The following is a 23311-nucleotide window of genomic DNA, read 5'->3' on the forward strand; positions in this document are numbered from 1 at the left end:
CGAGGCTGTGACCTCCGTCTCGGCCGAAGGCATCTAATCACAGGTCCGGAGGTCCGCCCGCCATTGACCGGTGGACCGGCCACAGTCTCGTCCCGGCCCGTTTCTGCGCTGTTACGGCCCGGGAAGACCGGGGTCCTCCCGGGGCTGCCGCGAGAGCCGGCGCGCGAGCAGCACGGTCCCGGTGGCGAGCAGCGAGCACACCGCCATGGACACGGCCATGGGCACGGCGGTGTGCTGCCCGGCCAGACCGGTCAGCGGGCTCACGAGCCCGCCCAGGAGGAACTGGACCAGCCCGAGCACGGCCGACCCGGCACCGGCCCGGCCCGGCACCCGGCTCTGGGCGAGAGCCACGGCGTTGCCCATGACGAAGCCGATGCAGGTCTGGCTCACGAAGAGGTGCGCCAGAGTGGTCCATCCGGTGATCCCGGCGAGGATCAGCCCCAGTCCCACCACGTTGACGGTGGCCATGACCACGATCGCGGTGCGCAGGATGGTGCCGGGCTCGACCCGGTCGACGAGGCGGGTGTTGACGACCGCGCCCAGGATCGAGCCCCCCGCGTTGACGGCGAAGACCACGGAGTAGCCAAGGGCCGAGTAGCCGAGCACGTTCTGCACCACGAAGGAGGACGCGGAGATGTAGGAGAACAGGGCAGCGAACGCGAGGCCGAAGGCCAGGGCGTAGGCCATGAAGGACGGGGTGCGCAGCACGCGCCAGGACCCGGTCACGACCGCGCCGACCCCGCCGCGGTGCCGCCGGTGCGGGGGCAGGGTCTCGGGGACCACGAGCACGGAGCACGCCAGCATCAGCAGCCCGAACGCCGCGAGCACCCAGAACACGGTCTGCCACGGGGCCACCGTGGCGATCACCCCGCCCAGCAGCGGGGCCACCACCGGGGCCAGCGAGGTGATGGTCGCGAGGATCGAGAACAGCTTGGCGGCCCCGCGCCCCGTGGCGATGTCCGAGACCACGGCGCGGGCGATCACCACGCCCGCCGCCCCGGCGAGGCCCTGGACCGCCCGCAGGACCAGCACCACCCCGATGCTCGGGGCCAGGACCACGGCGACGGAGCTGAGCAGGAACAGCGCGTTGCCGGCCACCATGAGCCGGTGCCGCCCGAGCACGTCGGACACCGGGCCGAGCAGGAACTGCCCCACGGCCATGCCGACCATGTAGGTGGTCAGCGTCAGCTGCACCGCGGAGGCCGACGCCCCGAAGTGCTCCGCCATGGCCGGCATCGAGGCCAGGTACATGTCCGTGGCCATCGGGCTCACCGCGCTGAGGATCCCCAGCGCCGCCACCAGCACCACCCGGTCCCTGCCGCCGGAGAGGCGCAAGCGGGAGCGCACGGGGTGGTCGGGCGGCGGTGAGCTCACGGCGGGTCCTTCGGCACGGGTGCTGGGCGGGACTCATGCTATCGACGCCCCGCGCGGGGAGCTGACGGCGGCCACGAGCGGCGACAATGTCCTCATGAGACTCGCCGTGTACACCGGGGCCTCCCTCGGCTCCGACCCCCTGTTCCCCGAGGCCGCCCGGGCCTTCGCCACCGCTCTCGCCCGCCGCGGCGTGGGCGTCGTCTACGGCGGCGGCCACGTGGGGCTGATGGGCGTCGTCGCCGACGCCGCCCTGGCCGCCGGGGGCGAGGTGGTCGGGGTCATGCCGCAGTCCCTGGTCGACGACGAGACCGCCCACCCGGGGCTGACCGAGCTGCGCATCGTCGGGACGATGCACGAGCGCAAGGCCGAGATGGCCGCTCTCGCGGACGGGTTCGTGGCCCTGCCCGGCGGCCTGGGCACCCTCGAGGAGATCTTCGAGGCCTGGACGTGGCTGCAGCTGGGGGTGCACGCGAAGCCGGTCGGCTTCCTCGACGTGGCCGGCTACTGGCGACCCCTGCTGGACGCGGTGGCCTCGATGTCCGCGGCCGGCCTCGTGCACCCCGAGTACCGGGACGCGGCCGTGGTCGCCCAGGACGCGGACGAGCTGCTGGCGCGGTTCGCGGCGTGGGAGGCGCCGCCCCGCCGCTGGTCCGAGCCGCCCGCCGTGGGCGGCGGGCCGGTGCCCACCGGGACTGCACATGGTGGGCCTGCACCCGGCGGGACTGCAGCCGGCCGGCCGGCGCCCGGCGGGTCCACGCCTGACGAGCCGGCACCCAGTGGGTCCACGCCCGACGGGTCCGCGACCACCAGGCCAGCCACCGACGGGTCCGCGACCACCCGCCCTGCGCCTAGGATGGTGGGCGATGAGCGAGCAGACCCCTTCCCCCGCTGAGGGCCCCGTGCAGGGCCCCGTTCCCGAGGAGTTCCACCGCCGGCCGTACTCCTTCGTGCGCCGCGGCGACCGCCTCACCGCCCGCCGCCAGAAGGCCTGGGACGACTGGGCGCCCACCCGGGTGATCGACGTCCCGCGCGTGCGCACGGACACCTCCGTGCACCCCGACCACGAGTTCGACGCGACCGCGGCCTTCGGACGCGAGGCGCCGCTGGTCGTGGAGGTCGGCTCGGGGCTCGGCGAGGCCGTCGTGCACGCCGCCGCCCAGGATCCCGCGCGGAACTTCCTCGCCGTCGAGGTGTACAAGCCCGGGATCGCGGACCTGCTGCTCAAGGCGGGCCAGGCCGGCGTGGACAACGTTCGCGTGGTGCAGGCCAACGCGCCCGAGGTCCTGGAGCACCTGCTCGCCCCGGCCTCGGTCGACGAGCTGTGGGTGTTCTTCCCGGACCCCTGGCACAAGACCCGCCACCACAAGCGGCGCCTGGTCTCCCCCGCGTTCGCCGAGCTCGCCGCCCGGGTGCTCGCGCCGGGCGGGCTGTGGCGGCTCGCCACGGACTGGCAGGAGTACGCGCTGGTGATGCGCGAGGTCCTCGACGCGTCCCCGCACTTCGAGAACGTCCACCCGGGCCCGATCGCCGACGACGAGCACCCGGACACGGGCTGGGCCCCCCGCTGGGAAGGCCGGATCCTCACGAGCTTCGAGCGCAAGGCGCGGGAGGCGGGCCGAGTCCCGCGCGACCTCGTCTACCGCCGGACGGAGTGAGCGCAGCCTCCGGCCCGGAGCGGGACGGCTTCGTCGTGGTGCGCCCGGGTGATCCCCGCACGCGGCCGCTGCTCGAGGGACTGCACCTCGAGTACGTGGTGCGCTACGGCCCCGAGATCGGGGCGGAGGAGATGGCGCACCACCCGGTGGACGACTTCACCGCCCCCACCGGGGCGCTCCTGCTCCTCCTCGAGGACGGCGTGACAGTGGGCGGGGGCGCGTTCCGCCGGCACGACGACGCCACCGCCGAGCTCAAGCGGGTGTGGACCGCTCCGGCGCACCGCCGGCGCGGGATCTCCCGGCGGGTCCTGGGCGAGCTCGAGCGGCTCGCCGCCGCGGCGGGGTATCGGCGCATCTACCTCACCACCGGCAGCCGCCAGCCCGAGGCGTTCGCCCTCTACCGCCGCAGCGGCTACGTCCTGCTGCCCGGGACCGCGCAGGTCTATCCGGGTGGCGTGTACGACGTGGGCTTCGAGAAGCACCTGCGCTGACGCGCACCGGTCCGGGTCCGGCCGTTCCGGGATCCGGCCGGCGCGGTAACCGGCCGGTCAGCGCTCCTGCTGGCGCGGGGGCCGGTACAGCACCACGGCCTGCGAGATCTTGCGGGCGCGGGGACGGGCGCCGCGGGCCATGCGCACCACGTCCCCGCCGACACCGGCAGCGAAGATCCGCGAGGACTCCTCGGCCCGCTCCCGGGCGTCCTCGAGCTCCTGGGACAGCTCCGCCACCCTCGCGCGCAGGGCCGCGACCTGGTTCTCCAGCTGGAGGATGCGCCGGATGCCCTCGAGGGACACGCCCTCCTGGGACAGCACCTGGATCTGCTGCAGCTTCTCGATGTCACGCTGGGAGTAGCGCCGGGCCCGGCCCGGGGCGCGGGACGGCCTGACGAGGCCGAGCCGGTCGTACTGGCGCAGCGTCTGCGGGTGCATCTCCGCGATCTCCGCGGCCACGGAGATCACGAACAGCGGCTGGTCTGCGTCCAGTGCCATCTCACACCCGCGCCTTCACGGCCAGGCCGGCCCGGGGGTCCTGGGCCGCGGTCGCCTCGGCGAACGCCCGGACGGCCTCCTGCGCCTGCTCGTCGAGCTCGGCCGGCACGTGCACCTCGACCGTCACGATCAGGTTGCCCGAGCCCTTGGCCGTGCTGAACCCGCGCCCCTTGACGCGGAAGCGCCGGCCCGAGGACGTGCCCGCCGGCACCTTCAGCCGCACGGTGCCGCCGTCCAGCACGGGCACCTCGATCGTGGCGCCCAGAGCCGCCTCGGGGAACGAGATCGGCACGGTGACCTCGACGTCGTCCGTGCCCTCGACCCGCCGGAAGAACGGGTGCGGCGTCACGTGGACGGTGACGTAGAGGTCCCCGGCCCCGCCGGGCCCGGAGTGGCCCTTGCCGGCGAGCTTGAGCTTCTGCCCGTCCCGCACGCCGGCGGGGATCCGCACCGTGGTCTCCTGGCCGTTGCCGCGGCGCAGCTTGATCGTGGTGCCGTGCACGGAGGAGCGGAACGGGATGGTCGTCTCCGTCCGGATGTCCTCCCCGCGCGCCGGCGGGGCCTGGTACCCGCCGTAGCCGCCGGGCGCGCCGTAGCCGGTCTGACCGCCGAACTGCGCGAACAGGTCCTCGAACCCGCCCGGGCCCCCCGCGCCGCCGGTGGAGTAGGTCGTGCGCCGGCGGCGCCCTCCGCCGCCTCCGCCGAAGATGTCACCGAAGAGGTCCTCGAAGTTCGCCGAGCCGCCCGCGCCGCCGGCGCCGCCCGCGGTGAAGCGCGCGCCGGAGCCCATCGCGCGGATCGCGTCGTACTGCTTGCGCTCCTCGGGGTCGGAGAGCACGGAGTTCGCCTCCGTGATGTCCTTGAACCGCTGCTCGGCCTCCGCGTCGCCCGGGTTCTGGTCCGGGTGGTACTCGCGGGCGAGCTTGCGGTAGGCCTTCTTGACGTCGGCTGCGGACGCGTCCTTGGAGACGCCGAGAATGCTGTAGAAGTCCTTGTCGATCCAGTCCTGGCTGGCCATGACGCCTCCTTTCTGTGGGGCCGGTCGGGGTCCTGTCGAGCAGGGCCCGGTGGTGGTGCTGGGGTGGTCCCCGGTGCCGCGGCGCCGGGGACGGGTGGACGGGTCAGGGGAGGCCCGCGGGGCGGGCCTCCCCTGCCGTCGCTCGGATCAGGCCGGGACCGGCCTCACTCGGCGACCGCGACGGCGACCTGGGCGGGCCGCACCACGCGCTCACCGATCCGGAAGCCGGAGCGCAGCACCATCGAGACCTGGTCGGGCTCGACCTCGCTCGTGGGCTGCTGCAGCACCGCCTCGTGGACGTTCGGGTCGAACTTCTCCCCGACCTCCCCGATCCGCACGAGCCCCTGCCGCACGAGCGTCTCCTCGAGCTTGTTCGCGATCGCCGCGAACGGGCCGTCGGTGAGGTCCCCCGCCTGCCGGGCCGCGTCGATGTCGTCGAACACCGGCAGCAGCGTCTGCAGGAGGTCGCCCGTGACGAAGGTCCGCAGCTGCTCCTTCTCGCGCGCCGTGCGGTGCTTGTAGTTCACGAACTCGGCCTGCAGCCGGCGCAGCTCCTCGAGCCGCTCCTCGGCGAGGGCGGCCGACGGGGAGTCCTCCCCTGCGGCGCCCGGCGCCGCGGCGTCCCCGGACTCGGCGTCGGTCGACTGGGGCGTCGAGAGGATGTCGTCCACCGTCAGGCCCTCGGGCCCGGCCTCCTCCTGGGGGCGGGTCCCGGGATCCTGCGCGCGGTGCTCCTCGGGCTGCGCTGCGGGGTCCCCGGGGACGTTCCCGGGGCCGTTCTCCGCCGCGTTCTCGTCAGGTCCTGGCGTGGGGTCGGGCATGCTCACTTCTTCTCGTCCTCGTCGTCGACGACCTCGGCGTCGACGATGTCCTCGTCACCGGTGGCACCGGCCGCGCCCGCACCCGGGGCGCCCTCGGCACCCTCGGCCTGCGACTGCGCGTAGAGGGCCTCGCCGAGCTTGGTCTGGGACTGCTGCAGCTTGTCGTAGGCCGACTTCACGGCGTCGTCGTCCTCGCCCTCGAGCGCCTGCTTCAGGGCGTCGACGTCCGCCTGCACCTCGGACTTGACGTCCGCGGGCAGCTTCTCGTCGTTGTCCTTCAGGAGCTTGTCGACGGAGTAGGCCTGCTGCTCCGCGTTATTGCGCAGGTCGGCCGCCTCACGGCGCACCCGGTCCGCCTCGGCGTTGGCCTCGGCGTCCTTGACCATGCGGTCGATGTCCTCCTTGGAGAGGGAGGACCCGCCCGTGATGGTCATCGACTGCTCGGTGCCGGTGCCCTTGTCCTTCGCGGAGACGTGCACGATGCCGTTGGCGTCGATGTCGAAGGTCACCTCGATCTGCGGCATCCCGCGCGGGGCGGGGGCGATGCCGGTCAGCTCGAAGGTGCCCAGGTTCTTGTTGTCCCGGGTGAACTGGCGCTCGCCCTGGAAGACCTGGATGGACACGGACGGCTGGTTGTCCTCGGCGGTGGTGAAGGTCTCGGACCGCTTGGTGGGGATGGCCGTGTTGCGCTCGATGAGCTTGGTCATCACGCCGCCCTTGGTCTCGATGCCCAGCGACAGCGGGGTCACGTCGATCAGCAGCACGTCCTTGCGGTCGCCCTTGAGCACGCCGGCCTGGATGGCGGCGCCGACGGCGACGACCTCGTCCGGGTTCACGCCCTTGTTGGGCTCCTTGCCGGCCAGGCGCTGGACGGTCTCCGCGACGGCGGGCATGCGGGTCGAGCCGCCCACCAGCACCACGTGGTCGATGTCGGACACGGAGATGCCGGCCTCGGTGATGACGTCCTTGAACGGCTTCTCGGTGCGCTCGAGCAGGTCCCGGGTGAGCTCCTCGAACTTGGCGCGAGTGAGGCGCTCGTCCAGGTGCACGGGACCCTCGGGGGTCACGGACAGGTACTGCAGGGAGATGTTGGTGCTGGTCGCGGAGGACAGCTCCTTCTTGGCCTGCTCCGCGGTCTCCTTCAGGCGCTGCAGGGCGATCTTGTCCTTGGACAGGTCCGCACCGGTCTTCGACTTCACCTGCGCCAGCAGCCAGTCGACCACGCGCTGGTCCCAGTCGTCGCCGCCCAGCCGGTTGTCGCCGGCGGTCGCGCGGACCTGGATGGTGGAGAAGTCGTCCTCGTCCTTGCCGACCTCCAGCAGGGAGACGTCGAAGGTGCCGCCGCCGAGGTCGAAGACGAGGATGAGCTCGTCCTCCTTGCCCTTCTCCAGGCCGTAGGCGAGCGCCGCGGCGGTGGGCTCGTTGACGATGCGCAGCACGTTCATGCCGGCGATCTCACCGGCCTCCTTGGTGGCCTGGCGCTCGGCGTCGTTGAAGTACGCCGGGACGGTGATCACGGCGTCGGTGACCTTGTCGCCCAGGTAGGACTCGGCGTCGGTCTTGAGCTTCATGAGGATGCGCGCAGAGATCTCCTGCGCCGTGTACTTCTTGTCGTCGATGTCCGTGGACCACCCGGTGCCCATGTGGCGCTTCACCGAGGCGATGGTGCGGTCCACGTTGGTGACGGCCTGGCGCTTGGCGATGTCGCCGACCAGGGTCTCTCCGTCCTTCGAGAAGGCGACGACGGACGGCGTGGTCCGGTTGCCCTCGGCGTTGGCGATGACGGTGGGCTCGCCGCCCTCCAGCACGGACACCACGGAGTTGGTGGTGCCGAGGTCGATTCCTACTGCACGAGACATGGACGTGTTCTCCTTCGGGTCGAGCTGAACCGGGCGGGCCGTGGTGGCCCCGTTGGGTCCCGGAGGTCTCAGGTCTTGAGTTTTCCTGGCTCAAGTCTGCCACGTGAGCCGCCGATGTCAAGCCAAGTTGAGTCCTATCGACTCAACCTATCTGCGGTGCCGGGTGTGAGAACGCGCTCACCGCTCTGCTGCCGTGGGAGCTCTCCGGTAGACTGGACTGTTGCGCCCGGACCGCCGGGCGCCCATCGAGATCACCGGGTCCGCCCCGCACGCCCACGCACGCACTTCGACACGACACCGCACGCCCCCGACACCGCAGGAGCCTCCGTGAGCACCACACCACCCCATTCGCCGCAACCACCGAACCCGAACGGGTCCTCCCACCGGCCGAAGCCGCGCGAGGTGCTGCGGGAGATCAACTACCCCCACGGCATCCACCCCGCCCTCGTCCCCGGCATCGCCGTGGAGGACCAGAAGCTGCACTACGGCACGGACAAGGTGGTCTTCCTCGTCACCGCCGCGCTGATCGTGGGGTTCATCGCGTGGGGCGTGCTCTCCACCGAGTCCCTGACCGCCGCCTCCACCGCGGCCCTGGGATGGGTCACCGGCAACGCCGGCTGGTTCTTCACCGCGCTGTCCACGGCCGCCGTGCTGTTCATGCTCGTCGTCGGCTTCAGCCGCACCGGCCGCATCCCGCTGGGCATGGACGACGAGAAGCCCGAGTACTCCTTCTTCTCGTGGCTCGCCATGCTCTTCGCCGCCGGCATGGGCATCGGCCTGATGTTCTACGGCGCCTCCGAGCCCATGAGCCACTTCGGCGCGGGCGTCCCCGGCTTCGGGGCGGAGCCCGGTTCCGAGGAGATGACCGTCTACGCCCTCGTCCAGACGGCCTTCCACTGGGGCCTCAACCCCTGGGCCATGTACGCCGTGGTCGGCTCCGCCGTCGCCTACGGCGCCTACCGCCGCGGGCGCCCCCCGCTGATCAGCCGGATCTTCGTGCCGCTGATCGGCCAGCAGCGCGCCGAGGGCGGCCTGGGCCGGCTCATCGACGTGTTCGCCATCTTCGCGACCCTCTTCGGCACCGCCGCCTCCCTGGGGATCGGCGCACTGCAGATCTCCCGGGGCCTCGAGATCGTGGCCGGCTGGGGCCCGCTCGGCAACGGGGGCCTCATCGCCGTCATCGCCGTGCTCACGGCCGCCTTCGTGGTCTCCGCCGTCTCCGGCGTGGCCCGCGGCATCCGCTACCTCTCCAACACGAACCTGCTGCTGGCCTTCCTGCTGGCCCTGTTCGTGTTCGTGGCCGGGCCCACCGTCCTGATCCTGGACCTCGTTCCCGCCGTGTTCAGCACGTACCTGCAGGAGTACCTGTGGATGACCGGGCAGACCGGCGGCTGGGGCGAGGACTCGACCGCCTTCGCCGGCGGCTGGACCGTCTTCTACTGGGCGTGGTGGCTGTCCTGGTCCCCGTTCGTCGGGATGTTCATCGCCAAGATCTCCCGCGGCCGCACGCTGCGCCAGTTCGTGACCGTGGTGCTCATCGTGCCCTCCTCGATGTGCGTGCTCTGGTTCGTGGTCATCGGCGGCACCGCCATGTACCTGCAGCGCACAGGGACCGACCTCGCGGCCGCCGGCGGGCAGGAGGCCGTGCTGTTCGGGATGCTCGACGCCCTGCCCTTCGGCGCAATCACGTCGGTGCTCGCCATGGTCATCATCGGCATCTTCTTCGTGACCAGCGCGGACTCCGCGTCCATCGTCATGGGCACCCTGTCCCAGCGCGGGCGGCCCGAGCCCAGCCGCTTCATCGTGGTGTTCTGGGGCCTGTGCCTCGGCGGCATCGCGACGGTCATGATGCTCGTGGGCGGCGACGACGCCCTGACCGGCATGCAGAACCTGGTCACCGTCTCGGCCCTGCCGTTCGCGGTCATCGTCGCCCTCCTGATGGTCTCCTTCTACAAGGACCTGCGCAGCGACCCGGCCACGATCCGGCACGCGTTCGCCCTCACGGCCGTGCGCAAGGCCGTGATCCACGGCATCGAGGAGCACGGCGACGACTTCGCCCTCCAGGTGGAGCACGCCCCGGGCGCCCGCGCCGCGGGCGAGACGTTCGACTCGCACGACCCGGCCGTGACCGACTGGTACCGGCGCGTCGACGAGCACGGCCGGGAGATCGACCTCGCCGCGGAGACCGGATCGCGCTCGGCCCCCGACGGATCGGTCCTGAACCCGGACGGTTCGCGCCAGGACCCGGACCGCTCGCACCTGGACCCGGACGAGGATCTTCCCCTCCGGCAGGACCGCGACCGGACCTGACCTCACGGCACGAGACGTGCGGCCGCAGCCTCCGGGCGGCGGCCGCACTTCTCGTGCCGGGACCGGACGGCTTAGACTGCCCGCTATGTATTCGATCGTGGCCGTGTGCACGGGCAACATCTGCCGCTCGCCCATGGCGGAGCTCGCCCTGCGCCGCGCCTTCGAGGCCGCAGGACTGGCCGAGCGCGTGCGGATCGACTCGGCGGGCGTCAGCGACGAGGAGCTGGGCAACCCCGTGGATCCCCGCGCCGGCGAGCTCATGCGCCGCGAGGGACTCGACGCCTCCCGGCACGAGGCCCGGGTCTTCGACCCCGTCCGCTTCGACGACCGCGACCTCGTGCTCGCCCTCGACGTCGTGCACTGGCGGCGCCTGCGGGAGCTCGCACCGGACGAGGCCGCCGCGGCCAAGGTGCGCCTGCTGCGCGAGTTCGACCCCGACGCCGAGGCCCTCGAGCCCGAGGAGCTGGGGATCTACGACCCCTGGTACGGGGGCCCGGAGGACTTCGAGACCACCTACGGCATGATCGCCGCCGCCGTGCCGGGCGTCGTCCGCGCCGTCGCCCGGGAGCTCGGCGCCGGCCGGGGCTCCGCGCAGGACGCCGGCCGCGCGTGATCGACATCGAGCTCGAGCTGAATCCGTCGCTCGCCGCGGCCAACCCCGCCGGCACCAACCTGGCGCGGCTGCTCCCCTCCCCCACCCGCCGCCCGTACCTCATCGGCATCGACGGGCGCTCGGGCGCCGGCAAGACCAGCCTCGCAGAACAGCTCGTCGAAGTGCTGCGCCCGGTGCGGGACGTGACGCTCTTCCACCTCGAGGACCTCTATCCGGGCTGGGACGGCCTCGGGCCCGGCCGGCGGACCTACGTGGACGAGGTCCTCACCCCCCTGGACCAGGGCCGGGACGCGGAGTGGAGCGCGTGGGACTGGGTCACCGACTCCCCGGGCACCCCGCGGCTGACCCGGGTGGCGGAGGTCGTGGTCCTGGAGGGCGTCGGCGCCTGCAGCGCCGAGGCCCGGCAGCTGCTGGACGTCTCCGTGTGGGTCGAGCTGCCCACCGCGCTGCGCTACGACCGTGCGCTGAGCCGTGACGGCTCGTACTACGCCGAGCACTGGGACCGCTGGGCCGCCCAGGAGGACGCCTACCTGGCGGAGGACCACGTCTGGGAACAGGTGGACATCCTGCACCCCGGCCCGGTCTGCTGAGACCCCGGACGCACCCACAGGAGGATCCGTGACCAGCACCGTCGTCGTCCTCGACGCCGCCCACCCCGGGGGCGCCCTCGCCGATCCCTCCGTCCCGCTCGTGCGGATCGACGACCAGGGCCTGACCCGCGGGGACGGCGTCTTCGAGACCATGCGCGCCGTCGACGGCGTCGTGCAGAAGTTCGAGGCCCACCACCAGCGACTGTCGGCCTCCGCGCGGCTGGCCCAGCTGCCCGTGCCGTCCGCACGGGACACCCGCGGGGCGGTGGAGCTGGCGCTGGCCCACGCGGCCCCCGGCGGGGACGGCGGCCTGGGCGCCGAGCACAGCGTCAAGGTCGTGATCAGCCGCGGCACGCCGGAGGACGGCCCGTGGTCCTGGGTCGTGGTGAGCCCCGTGCCCGGGACCACGTTCCGGCAGCGGCGTGAGGGCGTGACCGCGGTGCTGCTGCCGCGCGGCCACGACCCCGCCCTGGACGCCGGGTACCCGTGGCTGCTGCCGGGGGCCAAGACGCTCTCCTACGCGATCAACATGGCCGCCCTGCGCCACGCCCGCTCCCTCGGGGCGGACGAGGCGGTCTTCACCACGGAGGGCCGCAGGGTCCTGGAGGGCGCGACGTCCTCCGTGGTCTGCGCCCGTGTGCGCGGCGACCGCCGCACCCTGCTGACGCCGGAGCCCTCGCACGGGATCCTGCCGGGCACCACGCAGGCCAAGATCTTCGCCGCCGCCCGCCGGGACGGCTGGGAGCTCGGCTACGGCCCGCTGTACCCGGCGGACCTCATGGAGGCCGACGCCGTGTGGCTGGTCTCCAGCGTGCGGCTCGCGGTGCCGGTGCGCCGGCTCGACCACCAGCCGCTGCCGGTGGACCCGGACCTGACCTGGCTCGTCACGAGCTGGGTCTCGCAGGCCTGATCCTTCGCTCAGGCCCAGATGAACCGGTGCGTCCCGAGCAGGACCGACACCGCGGGGCCCGCCGCGGCGGCCGCCGCGCAGCCCGTGAGGACCACGGCGTCCCGCCAGGAGTGCTCCGGGACGCGGGCCCACGTGCGCGGTCCCGCGCCGAAGCCGCGCGCCTCCATGGTGACCGACAGCCGGGTGGCCCGGCGCAGGGACTGCACAAGCAGCGTGAACGCCTGACCGCCGAACTCCCGCAGTGCGCCCACCGGTCCGTGCCCGGCCCCCGCGCCGCGCGCCCGCCGGGCCATCGCGAGGGTGGCCCACTCGGAGGCCATCACGCCCACCAGCCGCAGCGCGGCCAGGGACGCCAGCACGAAGCGGGCCGGGAGGCGGAGTGTCTGCGCGAGGCCGTCGGCGAGGTCCGTGGGGTCCGTGGTGAGCACCAGGATCAGCCCGGGCAGTGCCAGTGCCAGCCCGCGGAGGGCGATCGCCGCGCCTGCGGCCAGCGCGCCGGCCGAGATCCCGGTGACGCCCAGATCCAGGAGCACCGGTCCGGAGTCCTCGGCGAGCAGCGCCGTGCCCCACCCGCTCACGAGGGCCGCCACGACCACGGGCCACGCCCGGCGCAGCAGCGCGAGCGGGTGCTGCCCCGCCAGCGCCAGGAGGAGCAGCTCGCCCAGCAGCACGGTCCCCGACGTCACGGGGTCCGCGCTGAGCACGAGCACCACGGTCAGCAGCAGCGCCCCGGCCAGTTTGACCACCGCGTTCGTCCGTCCCAGCAGGGAGGTCCGGGACGACGGCGCGATCGCGGGAGCGCTCATCGGACCGGCTCCCCCGCCGGCCGGGACCGGGGCGGCGGACGGTGGGGCGGCCCCGGACGGCCATCCTGCGGGCTGCGGGGACCGGGGACGTGCGGCTCAGGGGCGGGCTGCTCCGGAGTGCGGGCCTCGAGGACACCGGATCCGGAGGTGCGAGGCCCCGGCACGTGCGGCTTCGGTGCGGAGATCCCGAGGACACCGGACTCTGCCGTGCGGGAACCGGGGACGCGCGGCTCCGGGGCGGGCTGCTCCGGACCGGGCTGCTCCGGAGTGCGGGCCTCGAGGACACGGCTCACGGGAGTGCGGGGTCCGGGCGTCCCGAGCTCGAGCACCTCGGCGCCGAGGGCCCGCACGAAGTCCTCGTCGTGCGTCACGGCCAGGACCGAGGTGCCGGCGTCGAGCAGCTCCACGAGCAGGTCCACGAGCTCTGCCCACGTCAGGGCGTCCTGGCCGAACGTGGGTTCGTCGAGGACCAGCACGTCCGGGTCCGTGGCGAGCACCGTGGCCACCGACAGCCGCCGCTTCTCTCCGCCGGAGAGGGTGAACGGGTTGGCGTCGGCCAGGTGGGCGAGCCGCAGCCGGCGGAGCAGCTCGTCCGTGCGCCGCTGCCGCTCGGCCGCCGGGGTGCCCGCCAGCCGGGGGCCGTGCTCGAGCTCGGCGCGCACCGTGGCGCGCAGGAACTGGTGCTCGGGCTCCTGGAAGACGGTTCCGATCCGGGCCACGAGCTCTCGGCCGCTCCAGTCGAGAGGATCCGGACCCGCCCCGCGGTCGAGGCGCGGGTGCGCGGTGACAGTGCCGCGCACGGGGGCCAGCAAGCCCGCGAGCGTCAGCGCCAGCGTGGACTTCCCGGCGCCGTTGGGCCCGGTGAGGGCCAGCGCGCGGCCACGGTGCAGGCTCAGGCGGACGTCCTCGACCGCCGTGGGCAGGTCCCGTCCCACGGCGGCGTCGTCCGGGGTGCGTCCGCGCCGCCGCGCCCGGCGGCGGGCGCGCAGCTGGCGTGCCGAGGGCTGGCTGCGGGAGACGCACAGACCGGTGGCGCTCAGCAGCCGACCGTCCTGCGCGGGACGCTCCTGACCGGCACGCTCCCGCTCGGGATGCTCCTGCTCAGGACAGGACTGCCCGGCACCCTCCCGTCCAGGGCGCTCGGGCCCGGCACGCTCCTGCTCAGGACAGGACAGCCCGGCACGCTCCCGTTCCGGACGCTCCTGCTCGGACCGGCGCGCCGGCGAGCGCGTGGCCGGCACCCGGCCGGGGACCCACACCCCCGCCCGGCTGAGCTCGTCGGCCGCCGCGCCGAGCACCTGCTCCGGGGACCCGTCGTGGGCGATGCCCCCGTCGTGGCCGAGCACCAGGACACGGTCCACGACCTCGGCCCACACGGCCACGCGGTGCTCCACGACCACGAGCGTGGCACCGCTGCGGTCCAGGCAGGCCACCACGGCGTCGCGGACCTGCCGCACGCCGGCAGGATCCAGATTGGCGGTCGGCTCGTCGAGCAGCAGCAGCCCGGGGCTCATGGCCACGGCGCCGGCGAGCGCGAGGCGCTGCTTTTGCCCGCCCGACAGGGCCGCGGTGGAGTGCCCGAGCGGGAGGTCGAGGCCCACGTCGTCGAGCGCCGCCCGCACCCGCGGCCAGATCTGTTCCCGGGGCACCGCGAGGTTCTCGAGGCCGAAGGCGGTGTCGTCACCGATCCGGGACAGCACCACCTGGGACTCGGGGTCCTGCTGCACGAGTCCGGCGCGGCCCCGAGCCTGATGCGGCGGCATGCCGTCGAGCAGCAGCTCGCCGGACCCGGACTGCCCGTCGTCGTCGTGGAGGACCCCGGCCAGGGCGTGCAGGAGGGTGGACTTGCCCGCCCCGCTGGGTCCCAGCAGGAGCACCCGCTCCCCAGGCTCCACCACGAGGTCGAGGCCGCGCAGCGCCGCCGTGTCCCGCCCGGGGTGGTGCCAGCCGAAGCCGCGGGCCTCGACGCGCGCGCCGCGGGCGGCGGGCACCGCACGGCGCTGGGCCGTGGGCGCCGTCATCGCCGCACGGCCCGCCCGGAGGCGAGGCCCTGCAGGACGCCGGTGCCCGCGAGCGCCCGCACCACGGCGTGCATGAGGAGGCCGGCGAGCACCGCCCCGGAGACGGCCGTCAGGAGCACGTAGACCATCTGGTGGCCGAGCGCCCACTCGTAGTTGTAGAGGATGTTCTCGTGCACGCCCAGGAAGATCCCGCTCACGGCGCCTGCGACGGCCGCCGCGAGGGCGTCGAAGCGGCGGTACCGGAAGGCGGCGAAGGCCAGCTCGGCGCCGACGCCCTGGACGAGGCCGGAGAGGACCACGAGCAGGCCGAAGTGGGTTCCCAGGAAGCTCTCGATCACGGCGGCGAGCAGCTCGCAGAACAGCGCGGCACCGGGCTTGCGGATGATCAGTCCGCCGAGCACGCCGGCCACGAGCCAGCCGCCGGCGATCAGGCCCACGGCGGGCGGGTAGGCGACCGCGGCCGTGCCGACCACGGGGTAGAGCAGGTTCGACCACGCCCAGAAGACGACCGCACACACGGCGGCGAGGACGGCGGCCACGACGATGTCGACGACGCGCCAGGACGAGGCGCCGGACGTGCCGGGGCGGCGGGCGGGGCGGTGGGTGGTGGTGTTCACGGTGGGTTCCTCCTGGGCTCAGCGAGCCGTCGGTGCCAGGAGGGGACGGGATTCCTCCGGGCCGCGCCGGTGGCGCGCTCCCGGGGAACACCCCTGAGATGCTCGACTCCCTTCGCCGGTGCTAACCGGAGCAGGTTCGAGGGTCTGCGGCGATCCGCACTCTCAGCGCCACGCCGGTGTCCCGGGCGGGGCGCTCCCCTGTCGTTCAGTGCCATCGAGTCTACCCCGCCGCCCGGCCGCCCGTGCACGTCCGCAGGCACCAGCATCCCGCCGCGACGCTGCGGCGCCCCTTCCGCACGCCGCCGTGCTGGTTCCGGATGCCCCCGCTGTGCGGGGGCCGCACGACGAAGGGGTCAGCACGACGAAGGGGCCCGTCCGGTCGCGCACCGCAGCGGTGTGCGACCGGACGGGCCCCTCACGAGGTGCGCCCTGCGCTCAGACCTCGGCCTGGCTCGAGGCCTTGGGGTTCTCCTGGGACTTGTTCTCCATCTTCGCGACCTGCCGGTGCACGGCGACCTTGATGATGGTGCCGACGAGGCCGGTGATGACGGACCAGATGATGATGGCCGTCCAGGTCTCGCTGGGGTCCGGGTTCTTGGCCGGCGGCGGGTTGCCCGTGACGCGCGTCCAGACCGAGCCGAGCACCTTGTGCGAGAGGACCACGCCGCCCAGCGAGGCGCCGGTGCCGAGGAGTTCGATGACCTTGTCGTTCATGGAGTGCTGCTCCTTGTCGTCCGGGGGACGCGAGTGCGCCCTGTCGATCCCGACCAGCCTAACGCGTCCCCGCCGATCCGTCAGTCTGCTGTCCGTCCGCTCGCCGGCCGTCCGCGCTCGGCGCCGGAGTCCCCGCGGCGGCGCGCCCGGCGGCATCCCCGGCGGCGCTCCCCGCGGCATCCTCTCCGTGGCTCTCCCCGGCGCTCTCCGTGGCCCTCTCCATGGCGCTCTCTGTGGCGCTCTTCCCTGCCCGGTTGAGCACCTCCTGCAGGTCGTCCTGCGTGAGCGTGTTCCGATTGAGGTGCTTGGAACGGTACGTGGACCGTCCCACCATGTGCGCCGAGACGGGCACGGTGAGCAGCTGGAAGATCCAGCCGAGGACGATGAGCGGGATCATGACGGGATCACGGTTCTCCAGCGCGACCGCCGTGAGCATCAGGAGCAGCCCGAAGACCTGCGGCTTGGTGCCGGCGTGCATGCGCGTCAGCAGGTCCGGGAAGCGGACCAGGCCGATCGCGGCCGCGAGGGACATCAGCGCGCCGACCACGAGGCACACGGCCGCGGCGGCGTCCAGGACGGTGTCCAGCACGGGGCTCACCGCCCGTGCTCGGCGGTCTGGGTGGCGAAGCGGGCCACCGTCACCGAGCCGATGAAGCCGACCAGGGAGACGATCACCATGAGGATCAGGTTGTTGAGGTGCCCGTGGTAGGCCATCTCCACGGCGAGGGCGGCCGCGACGACGGCCAGCAGCACGTCGGTGGCCACCACCCGGTCCAGCAGGGAGGGACCCTTGGCGAGGCGGTACAGGGTGCCCGCCGCGGCCGCGCTGAGCAGCACGGCCGCGACGGCCACGGCGATCTCCATCACGGGCGGTCCTCCTCGGGGGCATCGGTCGGGGCATCGGTCGGGGCGTCGGCCCGGGCGTCGGTCGGGCCTTGGGCCGTCGGATCGGCCGCCGGATCGGCCGGGGCGTCGTCGCGGCGGCCGCCCACGATCTGCTGGCTCGCGGTGACCGGGGAGCCGATCGCGGCGCTGTCCCGGTGGTCCGTGCCGGCGGGTCCTCCTCCGCGGCGCTCGGCCCGCAGTGCGGCGAGCTCCTCCGGCGTGCCCATGATCCTGATCCAGGCGGCCTCCACCCGCAGCGCGGAGCGGCGGAACCGTTCGGCCTCCCCGGCGTTGCGGACGTTGAGCGCGTGGAAGTACAGCGTCCCGGCGGCACGGTCCACCTCCACGACGAATGAGCCGGGGATCAGGGTCATGGTGTGACCGGTCGCCGTCAGGAGCAGGTCCGAGCGGGTGCGCAGGCGCACGCCGACCACGGCGTTGCGCGCGCGCGGCCCCACGAGGATCGCGATCAGCATCACCTCGAAGCTCGCCTTGGCGACCTGCCACACGAAGGTCACGGCGAAGACCACGAACTGGAACGGGTTGAACCGGCCGGACAGCTGCACGGGCGGGAGATAGAGCACCCACGTCACGAGCAGGGCCAGGACCAGGCCGACCAGCAGGTTGCCGAGGCCGAAGTCCCCCCACAGGGCGCCCCACACGACCACGAGCCACACCAGCAGCGGCAGCTCGACGAGCAGGGAGTTCCTGGGCCGGGTCACGGGGTCTCCTCCACCACGGGCCGCGGCGCAGACCCGGGGTCCAGCACGGCCTCGACGTAGCGCTCGGGGCGGGAGAGGTTCTCCGCGGCGTTGTCCGCGAGCTGGAACAGCGGCCCGGCGAACACCGTCAGGGCCACGCCCACCGCGACGAGGGCCGAGGCCCCGCCGAGCATCGAGGGGGACATCAGGCGCACATCTCCCTTGCCAGCGAACCGGCCCGCCTGGTGGTCCACGGCTCCCGAGGTGAGCAGGAACCGGGAGCCTGCGGGCACGGGGGCCAGCAGGATCGGGTCCGGGTACTCGGCGTCCTCGGGGGCGCGCAGGAACACGCGGTTCCACACCCGCATCAGGGCCAGCAGGGTCAGCAGGGACACCGCCACGGACCCCGCCACCAGGGCGTAGGCCAGCCCGTCCCCCTGGCCCACACCGGCCTGCAGCAGGCCCGCCTTGCCCAGGAAGCCGGAGAACGGCGGGATCCCCCCGAGGTTGAGCGCGGGCACGAGGTAGAGGAGTCCGAGCAGCGGGGAGATCCTGGCCATCCCCGCCAGCCGGTCCACGTTGGTGGATCCGCCGCGGCGCTCGATCAGCCCGGCCACGAGGAACAGGCTCGTCTGGATCACGATGTGGTGGGCCACGTAGTACACCGTGGCGGAGAGGGCCTCCTGGGTGCCCACGGCCACGCCGAAGATCATGTACCCGATGTGGCTGATCAGCGTGAAGGAGAGCATGCGCTTGATGTCGATCTGCGCGAGCGCGCCCAGGATGCCGACCACCATGGTGAGCAGCGCGACCCACATCAGCAGGTCGTCGAGCCGGTCCCCGGGGAACAGCACCGTCTCGGTGCGGATGATCGAGTACACGCCCACCTTGGTCAGCAGGCCGGCGAACACCGCGGTGACGGGGGCCGAGGCCGTCGGATAGGAGTCCGGGAGCCAGAAGGACAGCGGGAAGACCGCCGCCTTGATGCCGAACGCGATGAGCAGCATCAGGTGCAGCTGCATCTGCGTGCCCACCGGCAGGCCCTCGAGCTTGACGGAGAGGTCGGCCATGTTGATGGTGCCCGTGGCCGCGTAGATCATCGCGATCGTGATCAGGAACAGCACGGAGGAGATCACCGAGACCACCACGTAGGTCACGCCGGTGCGGATCCGCTGGACGGTCCCGCCCATCGTCATGAGCACGTAGGAGGCGGTCAGCAGGATCTCGAAGCCCACGTAGAGGTTGAACAGGTCCCCGGCGAGGAAGGCGTTCGACACTCCCGCCACGAGGATGAGGAACGAGGGGTGGAAGATCGAGATCGGCCCCTCCTCGTCGCCGTCGGCCACCCCCTGACCGCTCGCGTAGACCAGCACGGCGAGCGAGACGACCGTGGAGACCACGAGCATCAGCGAGGAGAGCTGGTCCACGACCATGACGATGCCCCAGGGCGACTCCCACCCGCCGAGGTGGACCGCCTGCGGGCCCACGTCCCACGTGCTCACGAGCACGAGGACCTCGACCGCGAGGGTGAGCACGAGCGAGCCGATGGCCACGGTCCGCTGGAGGGCGTTGCGCCGCAGCAGCAGCAGACTGAGGGCTGCGCCGAGGAACGGGATGATGACGGCCAGCGGCGCCAGCTGGGCGAGGTTGACGGTCACCGGTTCCTCCCTCTCCTGGGGCCGAGCACGCCCGGGGCCTCGAGGGACTCCTCCGGGGCCCGGGGCGGGGGCACGTCGTCGAACTCGGTCGTGTCGGCGGGGATGTCGGCGTCGCTCTCCACGTCGTAGGAGGACTGCCGGGCCACGCGCCGGTCCTCGACGTCGTCCTGGATCTCGTCCCGGCGCCCGAGGACCCAGGAGCGGTAGATCATGCCCAGGAGGAACGCGGTGACGGCCAGGGAGATCACGATGGCGGTGAGGATGAGGGCCTGGGGCAGCGGGTCGCTGTAGTTCTCGGCGGCGATCGACGCGTCGTACAGGGGCGCGGAGCCGGCCTCCCCGCCGGCGTGCAGGATGAGCAGGTTCGTGCCGTTGGTCAGCAGCATCAGCCCGAGCAGCACTCGGGTGAGCGAGCGCTCGAGCAGCAGGTACACGCCCACGGCGTAGAGCACGCCCATCACGACCAGCAGGGTCAGGTTCACGGTCATCGGTGCTCGTTCCCTCCGTCGGGGCCGGTCCGGACGGCCGGGGTCGGCGACGTCGCGGACGACACCGCGGTCGCACCCGCGGGGGCGCCGGCGGCCACCTTCCGCTGCCGCGTGACGCGGATGCGCGTGCCGCGCCCCGGGGCGCGCCGCCGCCGCCGGACGGCGTCCTCCTCGATCCGCTGGTCGATCCGGCCGCCCAGCGAGCGCAGGATGTCGAGGATGAGCCCCACCACGATCAGGTAGACCGCGACGTCGAAGATCAGGGCGGTCACGAACTTCTCGGCCCCGAAGACCGGCAGCTCGGCCTCGAAGGTGTAGCTCTGCATCACCGACCCGCCCAGGAACACCGGGGTGACGGCGTAGAGAGCGGCGAGCGCGAGTCCGGCCCCGAGCATGGTGCCCGCGTTGATCGGGGTGGCCAGCTCGAGCTCGTAGCGCCCGCCCGCGAGATAGCGCACCGTCAGGGCGAGCCCCGCCATGAGCCCGCCCGCGAAGCCCCCGCCGGGGTCGTTGTGCCCGGCGATCAGCAGGTAGAGCGAGACCATCATGAACGTGTGGAAGAGCAGCCGGGTGACCACCTCGAAGACGATCGAGCGCCGCTCGGGAGCCAGTGTCCTGCCGGCGAGCAGATAGGGGTCCTCCAGGTCGTCGTCGCGGCGAGCGAGCCCGATCTCCAGGGGCTGGCCGCCGGGCGAGACGGCCGCGGCGTTGCGCCGGCGGATCACCCGCAGCTGGTCGGTGGTGGGGTCCTCCCCGGACCGCACGATGCGGTCCCCGCGGCCCGTGACGAAGATCAGCGAGGCCACGCCGGTGGCGGCGAGCACGAGCACCGAGATCTCCCCGAAGGTGTCCCACGCGCGGATGTCCACGAGGATGACGTTGACCACGTTCGCCCCGTCGCCGAGCTCGTAGGCCATCCGCGGCAGCTCCAGGGAGACGGGATCGGCCGTGCGCGAGGAGATGCTGAACGCCGCGAGCGCCATCATGAACAGCCCGAAGGTCACCGCGATGGTGCCGCGCAGGAGACGGCGCCCGGCCGGGTTGCGGTGCCACAGCGGGGCCGGCAGCGAGCGCAGCGCGAGCACGAAGGCCACCAGCAGCACGGTCTCGACCAGGGTCTGCGTCAGGGCGAGGTCCGGCGCGCCCTGCAGGGCGAAGATGAGGGCCAGGCCGTAGCCGGTGACCGACACGAGCAGGACCGCGAGGAACCGCTTCTTGGCCAGGGGCACCAGCAGCGCCGCCACGACCATGGCCGCGCCGGCGATGAGCTGTGCCGGGCCGTCGGAGACCCGCAGCGACCCCAGGGGCGGGGTCTCCTCGACGAACAGCGCCACGAGCGGCACGACGATCGCCGTGATCAGGATGACCGAGAGGTAGAACATCAGGGAACCGCGCTGGGTCCGGCCGGTGATCCACACGGCGGCGAGGTCGAGGACGTTGACGACCTTGCGGTAGACGAGCTCGCCGGCGGGCAGGGACGGGAGAGCCCGCTGGAGGTCCGCGACGGGGCGCCGGCCCAGGTACATCAGCAGCCCGCCCGCGACGACGAGGGCGGAGAGCCCGAGGGCGGGGGTGAGCCCGTGCCACAGGGCCAGGTAGAACTCGTGCTCGCCCGGGTCGGGGAATTGGTCGACGTAGGGCTGCAGCACGGCGTTGACCGGCTGGGGCCACAGGCCGAAGACCACGGTGAGCACGGAGAGCACGAGCGGGGCCGCGAGGAACGCGGGCTCGACCCGCTGCATGTCGCTGATCACGGCCTTGCCGCCCACCCCCGCGTCGAGCTCGGAGAACTCGGCGGACTTCTGCGCGAACCCGCCCCACAGGAAGCGGGCGCTGTAGGCGACGGTCAGCACGGAGCCCACCACGAGCCCGGCGAGCACCACGGCGCCCGCCGCGGAGTCCACGGCGTGGGCGAACGCGGTCAGCACCGCCTCCTTGGCCACGAACCCGGCCAGGGGCGGCAGGCCTGCCATGGACGCCGCGGCGACGAGCGAGACGGCGAACAGCACCGGCACGCGGCCGGCGAGCCCCGACAGCCGGCGGATGTCCCGGGTGCCGGCCCGGTGGTCGATGATCCCGACCACGAGGAACAGCGCGGCCTTGAAGAGCCCGTGCGCCAGCAGCATCGCCATCCCCGCCTGCGCCGTGTCCGCCGAGCCGTGGCCCACGATCACCACGAGGAAGCCGAGCTGGCTGACGGTGCCGTAGGCGAGGATCAGCTTCAGGTCGTACTGCTTCAGGGCCGCCCAGCCGCCGAAGAGCATGGTGCCCAGGCCCAGGACCGTGACGGTGGGCTGCCACAGCGCCGTCTCGGCGAAACCGGGCGCGAAGCGGGCCACCAGGTAGATCCCGGCCTTGACCATCGCGGCGGCGTGCAGGTACGCGGACACGGGGGTGGGCGCGGCCATCGCGGCCGGCAGCCAGAAGTGCAGCGGGATCAGGGCGGACTTGGTCACGGCCCCCACGAGGAGCAGGAGCACCGCCACGTCCACCACGGTCCCGCGCCCGGCCAGCTCCGGGGCCGCCGCGAGCACCTCGGAGATCCGGTACGTCCCCGCCGCCTGGCCCAGCATCACGATGCCGACCAGCATGGCCAGCCCGCCGGCCGTGGTGAGCACCAGGGCCTGCAGCGCCGCGCGCCGGGCGGACAGGCGGGTCCGGCTGTAGCCGATCAGCAGGAAGGACAGGACGGTGGTGATCTCCCAGAAGACGAACAGCACCAGCATGTCGTCGGCGGTCACCAGGCCGAACATGGCACCCGCGAAGGCCAGCAGCTGGGCGCCGAAGCCGCCGATGCCGCTCGCGTCCGACTTGAAGTAGCGCGCGCAGTAGAACAACACCAGCGAGCCCACGCCGAGCACGAGCAGCGACATCGTCCACGCGAGGGCGTCCATCCGCAGGACCAGGTCCAGGTGCAGGGACGGGATCCACTCGCCGCCCTCGCTCCAGCCGCCCTCGCTCCCGTACACCCGCGGGGCCGAGCCCAGCAGCCAGAGGAAGCCGGCGAGCGGGACCGCCGCCAGGAGGTAGAAGGCGCTGCGTCCCATCCGCGCGAACAGCAGGGGCGCGACCGCCGCCACCACCGCGTGGAGCAGGAGCACAGCGGTCATCAGGCGCCTCCGGAGGTCGAGGAAGAGAGCGGCGGTCGGGCGTCGAGGAGCCCGGACGCGGGCACGGAGGACCTGTGCGAGCACGGGATGGCCGGGGCGCACCCGGGGCGTCCAGCCTATCAAAGGGGTGTGTCCGCCCCGTGTCCTCGCACCCCACCGGGCCTGCACGGAT

Annotated in this window: 22 protein-coding genes and 1 riboswitch; of the genes, 7 read left to right on the forward strand and 15 right to left on the reverse strand. The window is 73.1% G+C overall.

What is annotated here, in order from left to right; translation table 11 throughout:
* Positions 1-111: 111 nt before the first annotated feature.
* On the reverse strand, positions 112-1374 hold the full coding sequence (locus tag AVL61_RS07800; RefSeq protein WP_231738320.1) for a multidrug effflux MFS transporter: 1263 nt from the start codon (positions 1372-1374) through the stop codon (positions 112-114).
* 94 nt (positions 1375-1468) lie between these two features.
* On the opposite strand from AVL61_RS07800, the gene AVL61_RS07805 reads away from it, so the two are divergent.
* Genes AVL61_RS07805 through AVL61_RS07815 form a run of 3 tightly spaced genes read left to right on the forward strand, consistent with a single transcriptional unit; the run spans position 1469 to position 3520 of the window.
* The gene (locus AVL61_RS07805) at positions 1469-2266 is read left to right on the forward strand and encodes an LOG family protein (protein ID WP_231738322.1); all 798 of its coding nucleotides are present in this window, start codon (positions 1469-1471) and stop codon (positions 2264-2266) included.
* Complete coding sequence (gene trmB, locus AVL61_RS07810) at positions 2238-3029, forward strand: tRNA (guanosine(46)-N7)-methyltransferase TrmB (protein ID WP_058873798.1); 792 nt, start codon at positions 2238-2240, stop codon at positions 3027-3029. The genes AVL61_RS07805 and trmB overlap by 29 nt, the downstream gene beginning before the upstream one ends.
* Positions 3026-3520, forward strand: a complete 495-nt coding sequence (locus AVL61_RS07815; RefSeq protein WP_058873799.1) for a GNAT family N-acetyltransferase — start codon at positions 3026-3028, stop codon at positions 3518-3520. The genes trmB and AVL61_RS07815 overlap by 4 nt, the downstream gene beginning before the upstream one ends.
* 57 nt (positions 3521-3577) lie before the next feature.
* Here the strand turns inward: AVL61_RS07815 and AVL61_RS07820 are convergent, their stop codons facing one another.
* The 4 genes from AVL61_RS07820 to dnaK form a co-directional block, all read right to left on the reverse strand.
* Positions 3578-4018, reverse strand: a complete 441-nt coding sequence (locus AVL61_RS07820) for a heat shock protein transcriptional repressor HspR (protein WP_058873800.1) — start codon at positions 4016-4018, stop codon at positions 3578-3580.
* A 1-nt stretch (position 4019) separates the two neighbouring features.
* A complete protein-coding gene (locus tag AVL61_RS07825; RefSeq protein WP_058873801.1) occupies positions 4020-5036 on the reverse strand; it encodes a DnaJ C-terminal domain-containing protein in 1017 nt (338 codons plus the stop codon).
* Positions 5037-5200: 164 nt separating this feature from the next.
* Positions 5201-5857 (reverse strand): nucleotide exchange factor GrpE, encoded by a 657-nt coding sequence (locus AVL61_RS07830; RefSeq protein ID WP_058873802.1) that lies wholly within the window; start codon positions 5855-5857, stop codon positions 5201-5203.
* Positions 5858-5859: 2 nt separating this feature from the next.
* Positions 5860-7716 carry a molecular chaperone DnaK gene (gene dnaK / locus AVL61_RS07835; RefSeq protein WP_058873803.1) on the reverse strand — a complete coding sequence of 619 codons (1857 nt, stop codon included), beginning with the start codon at positions 7714-7716 and terminating at the stop codon, positions 5860-5862.
* A 327-nt stretch (positions 7717-8043) separates the two neighbouring features.
* Between dnaK and AVL61_RS07840 the strand changes: the two genes are divergently transcribed.
* The 4 genes from AVL61_RS07840 (at position 8044) to AVL61_RS07855 (ending at position 12139) form a co-directional block, all read left to right on the forward strand.
* Positions 8044-10026 (forward strand): BCCT family transporter, encoded by a 1983-nt coding sequence (locus tag AVL61_RS07840; RefSeq protein WP_231738325.1) that lies wholly within the window; start codon positions 8044-8046, stop codon positions 10024-10026.
* 85 nt (positions 10027-10111) lie between these two features.
* On the forward strand, positions 10112-10639 hold the full coding sequence (locus AVL61_RS07845; RefSeq protein WP_058873805.1) for a low molecular weight protein-tyrosine-phosphatase: 528 nt from the start codon (positions 10112-10114) through the stop codon (positions 10637-10639).
* The gene (locus tag AVL61_RS07850) at positions 10636-11229 is read left to right on the forward strand and encodes a uridine kinase family protein (protein ID WP_058873806.1); all 594 of its coding nucleotides are present in this window, start codon (positions 10636-10638) and stop codon (positions 11227-11229) included. The genes AVL61_RS07845 and AVL61_RS07850 overlap by 4 nt, the downstream gene beginning before the upstream one ends.
* A gap of 28 nt (positions 11230-11257) precedes the next feature.
* Positions 11258-12139 carry an aminotransferase class IV gene (locus AVL61_RS07855; protein WP_058873807.1) on the forward strand — a complete coding sequence of 294 codons (882 nt, stop codon included), beginning with the start codon at positions 11258-11260 and terminating at the stop codon, positions 12137-12139.
* 8 nt (positions 12140-12147) lie between these two features.
* On the opposite strand, the gene AVL61_RS07860 is transcribed toward AVL61_RS07855, so the two are convergent.
* The 10 genes from AVL61_RS07860 to AVL61_RS07905 form a co-directional block, all read right to left on the reverse strand.
* A complete protein-coding gene (locus tag AVL61_RS07860; RefSeq protein ID WP_058873808.1) occupies positions 12148-12945 on the reverse strand; it encodes an energy-coupling factor transporter transmembrane component T family protein in 798 nt (265 codons plus the stop codon).
* Complete coding sequence (locus tag AVL61_RS07865; RefSeq protein WP_231738326.1) at positions 12942-14966, reverse strand: ABC transporter ATP-binding protein; 2025 nt, start codon at positions 14964-14966, stop codon at positions 12942-12944. The genes AVL61_RS07860 and AVL61_RS07865 overlap by 4 nt, the downstream gene beginning before the upstream one ends.
* Entirely contained in the window at positions 14963-15583 is a 621-nt protein-coding gene (locus AVL61_RS07870) for an ECF transporter S component (RefSeq protein WP_058873809.1), read from the reverse strand. Before AVL61_RS07870 ends, AVL61_RS07865 begins: the two co-directional genes overlap by 4 nt.
* 90 nt (positions 15584-15673) lie before the next feature.
* A riboswitch (TPP riboswitch) is annotated at positions 15674-15793 on the reverse strand.
* Between the two features lie 225 nt (positions 15794-16018).
* Positions 16019-16297, reverse strand: a complete 279-nt coding sequence (locus AVL61_RS07875) for a DUF4235 domain-containing protein (RefSeq protein WP_058873810.1) — start codon at positions 16295-16297, stop codon at positions 16019-16021.
* Positions 16298-16355: 58 nt separating this feature from the next.
* The gene (mnhG, locus tag AVL61_RS18710) at positions 16356-16895 is read right to left on the reverse strand and encodes a monovalent cation/H(+) antiporter subunit G (RefSeq protein ID WP_058873811.1); all 540 of its coding nucleotides are present in this window, start codon (positions 16893-16895) and stop codon (positions 16356-16358) included.
* Positions 16892-17164, reverse strand: coding sequence for an MrpF/PhaF family protein (locus AVL61_RS07885; RefSeq protein WP_058873812.1), 273 nt, complete (start codon positions 17162-17164; stop codon positions 16892-16894). The genes mnhG and AVL61_RS07885 overlap by 4 nt, the downstream gene beginning before the upstream one ends.
* Positions 17161-17904, reverse strand: coding sequence for a Na+/H+ antiporter subunit E (locus AVL61_RS07890; protein WP_058873813.1), 744 nt, complete (start codon positions 17902-17904; stop codon positions 17161-17163). Before AVL61_RS07890 ends, AVL61_RS07885 begins: the two co-directional genes overlap by 4 nt.
* The gene (locus AVL61_RS07895) at positions 17901-19541 is read right to left on the reverse strand and encodes a Na+/H+ antiporter subunit D (RefSeq protein WP_058873814.1); all 1641 of its coding nucleotides are present in this window, start codon (positions 19539-19541) and stop codon (positions 17901-17903) included. The genes AVL61_RS07890 and AVL61_RS07895 overlap by 4 nt, the downstream gene beginning before the upstream one ends.
* On the reverse strand, positions 19538-20029 hold the full coding sequence (locus tag AVL61_RS07900; protein WP_058873815.1) for a Na(+)/H(+) antiporter subunit C: 492 nt from the start codon (positions 20027-20029) through the stop codon (positions 19538-19540). Before AVL61_RS07900 ends, AVL61_RS07895 begins: the two co-directional genes overlap by 4 nt.
* Positions 20026-23139 (reverse strand): Na+/H+ antiporter subunit A, encoded by a 3114-nt coding sequence (locus tag AVL61_RS07905; protein WP_058873816.1) that lies wholly within the window; start codon positions 23137-23139, stop codon positions 20026-20028. Before AVL61_RS07905 ends, AVL61_RS07900 begins: the two co-directional genes overlap by 4 nt.
* Positions 23140-23311 lie beyond the last annotated feature (172 nt).

Origin of the sequence: Kocuria rosea subsp. polaris (genome assembly GCF_001483755.1) — a bacterium.
GTDB classification, from domain to species: domain Bacteria; phylum Actinomycetota; class Actinomycetes; order Actinomycetales; family Micrococcaceae; genus Kocuria; species Kocuria cellulosilytica.